The sequence below is a fragment of the Accumulibacter sp. genome, from assembly GCF_031732815.1.
Lineage (GTDB): Bacteria > Pseudomonadota > Gammaproteobacteria > Burkholderiales > Rhodocyclaceae > Accumulibacter.
In genome coordinates this window covers 1-3,740 of sequence record NZ_JAVMKF010000204.1, presented here as the reverse complement: position 1 = coordinate 3,740, position 3,740 = coordinate 1, and the positions used below count along the sequence as shown (strand labels likewise).

Annotated in this window: 3 protein-coding genes and 2 pseudogenes; 2 read left to right on the top strand and 3 right to left on the bottom strand. The window is 68.5% G+C overall.

Annotation, left to right across the window (positions count from 1 at the left end; all coding sequences use genetic code 11):
• Positions 1-253: pseudogene (locus RKP46_RS13085) on the top strand (threonine aldolase); the annotation flags it as partial.
• Positions 250-741, top strand: coding sequence for an NUDIX domain-containing protein (locus tag RKP46_RS13080; RefSeq protein ID WP_311107043.1), 492 nt, complete (start codon positions 250-252; stop codon positions 739-741). The pseudogene RKP46_RS13085 and the gene RKP46_RS13080, both read left to right, overlap by 4 nt.
• Positions 742-744: 3 nt before the next feature.
• Here the strand turns inward: RKP46_RS13080 and RKP46_RS13075 are convergent, their stop codons facing one another.
• The 3 genes and pseudogenes from RKP46_RS13075 to RKP46_RS13065 all read right to left on the bottom strand — a co-directional run.
• Positions 745-1,998, bottom strand: coding sequence for an HDOD domain-containing protein (locus RKP46_RS13075; protein WP_311107042.1), 1,254 nt, complete (start codon positions 1,996-1,998; stop codon positions 745-747).
• Positions 1,999-2,002: 4 nt separating this feature from the next.
• Positions 2,003-3,262, bottom strand: coding sequence for an EAL domain-containing protein (locus tag RKP46_RS13070; protein WP_311107041.1), 1,260 nt, complete (start codon positions 3,260-3,262; stop codon positions 2,003-2,005).
• Between the two features lie 32 nt (positions 3,263-3,294).
• A pseudogene (locus RKP46_RS13065) lies at positions 3,295-3,740 on the bottom strand (phosphomannomutase/phosphoglucomutase); the annotation flags it as partial.

Sequence of the window (3,740 nt, the reverse complement as noted above, 5' to 3'; positions counted from 1 at the left end):
CCACGCCAACGCCATGGCAAGGCGGCTGGCCGACGGGCTGGCGACGCTTCCGGGTGCGAAGCTGCTCTTCCCGGTCGAGGCCAACGGCGTCTTCGCCGAGCTGCCGGCCGCGGCGATCGCGGGGCTGCGTGCGCGCGGCTGGCGCTTCTACACCTTCATCGGTGCCGGCGGGGCGCGCTTCATGTGCGCCTGGGATACGACACCCGAGCGGGTCGATGCGCTGCTGGCCGACCTGCGGGCGCTGGTGTCATGAAGTCGCCACGCTTCTGCAGCGCCTGTGGCGCACCCTTGGCGCCCACGCCGCTGGCCGGCCGCCTGCGGCTCGCCTGCAGCGCGCCCTGCGGCCATGTCGAATGGGGCAATCCGCTGCCGGTGGTGGCGGCGCTGGTCGAGCGCGAGGGCCTGATCGTGCTGGCGCGCAACCATGCCTGGCAGCCGGGCGTCTTCGGGCTGGTGACGGGCTTCCTCGAGGCGGGCGAATCGCCCGAGGCGGCGGTGATGCGCGAGGTGAAGGAAGAACTGGCGCTGGAGGCGTCCTCGGCAACGCTGATCGGGGTGTATCCCTTCGAGCGCAAGAACGAGGTGATCCTTGCCTACCACGTGCAGGCCAGCGGCGAGATCGTACTTAACGAAGAACTCGCGGAATTCCGGCTGATCGCGCCGGAGAAGCTGCGCCCGTGGGATTTCGGGACCGGGCTGGCAGTGCGGGACTGGCTGCTGGCGCGCGAGCCGCGCCCGTAAGGTTCAGTGGCCGTCGGCGTGGATCCACGCCAGTCCGTCGGTCAGCGCAGCGGTCAGCGTTTCACGGCTGAGCGCTGGGTGGTCGGCGAGCAGTGCGTCGCAGGCCTCCCAGTCGCCGGCATCCAGTCGTTCGATGAGGGCGAGCAGCGTGCCAAGCGTGCCGGACTGCTCGGTGAGCGCCAGCTGCATGTCGGGGGTGACGGCGATCTGGCTGAGGATCTCCTCGATCGGCATGCCGAGGGCGGCTGGCATCAGCGACATGATGCCGCACAGGAAAGCCTGATCGCCCAGATGGGTGTCCCTGGGGCGCAGGCGGCCGGCGAGGATTTCCATCAGGCGGCCGCGCAGTGCGGCGAGTTGCAGCAACGGGTTGCGCTCCGGCGCGGTGGCGTGTTCGGGTGAGGCCATCAGCAGCAGCTGCAGCCAGCGCAGCAGTTGCCGGCGACCGAGCACGGTGACGGCCTGGCGCAGCGATTCGATGCGGCGGCCGAAGCCGACGCCGACGGAGTTGACCAGGCGCAGCAGGTTGACGGTAAGTCCCGGCTCGCGCTTGAAGCTTTCCTCCAGTTCGGGAATCTCCGCCTCGCGCGAGACGAGGTTGATCAGGCGGATGATGCCGAGCTGCGACGCCGAGAGCTGGCGACCGCTGACGACGGTCGGCTTCGCGAAGTAGTAGCCCTGAAAACAGTGGAAGCCGAGCGACTTGCAGTGTGCCATCTGCTCGCGCGTCTCGACCTTTTCGGCCAGCAGCTTGAGCGGCAGCCGCGTCAGCGCGCCGGCGAGCGCCGGCAGTTCGTCGCCGGCGGCAATGACATCGATCTTGACGATGCCGACCAGCGGCAGCAGGGCGCCGGCGTGGTCATCGAGGCCCGTGTAGCGCGACAGGGCGAGCGTGTAGCCGCGGTCGCGCAGGGCGCGGCAGCGTGCCAGCACCTCGCTGTCCGGCGTCGACGTGAAATCGAGCTCGAGGACGACGGACTGCGGCGGCAGCAGTTCGAGGGCGTCGTCGAGGATGAAGCGTTCGTCGGTGTTGATGAAGGCCTTGTACGGGCCGAGCGCGGCGCCGATGCCGAGTTCCGCGAAGGCGGAGCAGACGACGCCGGCGGTCGCCGCCGAGCGGCAGCCCGCGGTCGGGCTTGCGTCGGTGCAGTCGGGCGTTCGGAAAAGAAGCTCGTAGCCGACCAGTTCCTGCTGCAGGTCGAGGATCGGCTGGCGGCCGATGAGGATTTCGCGCAGCGTGCGGTCGAGAGCGTTCATCGCATCAGTTTCCGGCGTCGCGGCCGATGTTGTTGGCCCAGGCGAGCGCCTGCGACAGTGCGTTGTTGAGTGTCGTCTGGTTGAGGCCGTAGAGCGTCGGCAGCAGCGCTTCGATCCGTTCGCAGTCTCCGGATTCGCTGGCTTCCGCCAGGGCCAGCAGGGCGCCGAGCTGGCCTTCGCGCGCATCACCGAGCGCCTGCGCCATTGCCGGCGCGACCGGCAGCTGCACGAGGATGTCCTCGATGCGCTGGCTGAGCAGGGTCGGCATCAGCGACATGATGCCGGTCATGAAGGCCTGCTCCGGCAGTTCGGGGGCGCGGCCGCGCAGCTTGTCGGCGAGCAGTTCCATCAGGCGGCCGCGCGTCGCCGCCAGCTGCAGCAGCGGGCTTGCGGCGCCGGTCTGCTGGTTGGCGAAGAGGAGCAGCTGCAGCCAGCGTTGCAGCTGGCGGCGGCCGAGCACCGTGATCGCGTGGCGCAGCGAGGTGATGCGGGTCCGCACGCCGCTGGCGACCGAGTTGGTGAGTCGCAGCAGGTTAACGGTGAGGCCGGGTTCCTGCTTGAAGACCTTTTCCAGCTCTGCCGTGTCGGCGTCCTCGAGCAGCAGCGTCGTCAGGCGCATCAGCGCGAGCTGGGAGTGATCGAGCTTCTTGCCGGCGATGATCGTCGGCTTCGCGAAATAGTAGCCCTGGAAGAGCTCGAAGCCGAGATCGCGGCAGAACTCCATCTGCTCGCGCGAATCGACCTTTTCGGCCAGCAGTTTCGCCCCGGTCGGCTTGACGCGGGCGACGATGGCCCGCACCTGTTCGTCGGTCAGCGGCTGCAGGTCGACCTTGACGACGTCGACGAGCTCGAGGAGTTCGTCGTACGAGGCATCGAGGCCGACGATGTCGTCGAGCGCCAGCTGGAAGCCCTTGTTGCGCAGCTCGCGGGCGCGGGCGACGACTTCGGCGTCAGGCTGGATCGTCTCCAGCAGCTCGAGCATCACCGCGTCGCGCGGCAACAGCTCGATCATGTCGCTGAAAAGGAATTCCCGGTCGACGTTGATGAAGCCGCGATAGGGCCCGAGGGCATCGCCTACGGCCAGTTCCGAGAAGGCATTGGTGACGACCGTGGCGGTCGCCTGCACCTGGTCCGAGACGTCGGCCACGTTCCGGCGCCCGCTGCGGAACAGCAGCTCGTAGGCGAGCAGTTGCTGGCTGCGGTCGAGAATGGGTTGGCGGCCGAGGAAGAGCTCGGAACTGCCGGGATCGTCTGCGTCGCTCATGGCCTTCGCCTTACCGGAAACGTGGGCCTATTCTAGAACGGAAGCGCCAGCGCCGGGCGGGCCGCCTGGAGGACGCGCCGGAAATCGTCCTGGATGCGGGCGAGCGCCGCCGGATTGTCGGCCTCGAAGCGCAGCACGACCACCGGCGTGGTGTTGGACGGGCGGGCGAGGCCGAAGCCGTCGGCGTACTCGACGCGTAGTCCGTCGATGGCGATCACTTCCCGCGCATCGGTGAAGCGGGCACTTGCCTTGAGTTCGTCGAGCAGGACGAAGGGTTCGCCCTCGGCCATCTTGATGTTCAGTTCGGGCGTGCTGGTTGCGTTCGGCAGCGCGTTCAGCACGGCACTCGGGTCGTCACTGCGCGACAGGATCTCGAGCAGGCGGGCGCCGGTGTAGAGGCCGTCGTCGAAGCCGTACCAGCGCTCCTTGAAGAAGACGTGGCCGCTCATCTCGCCGGCGAGCGGGGCGCCGGTTTCCT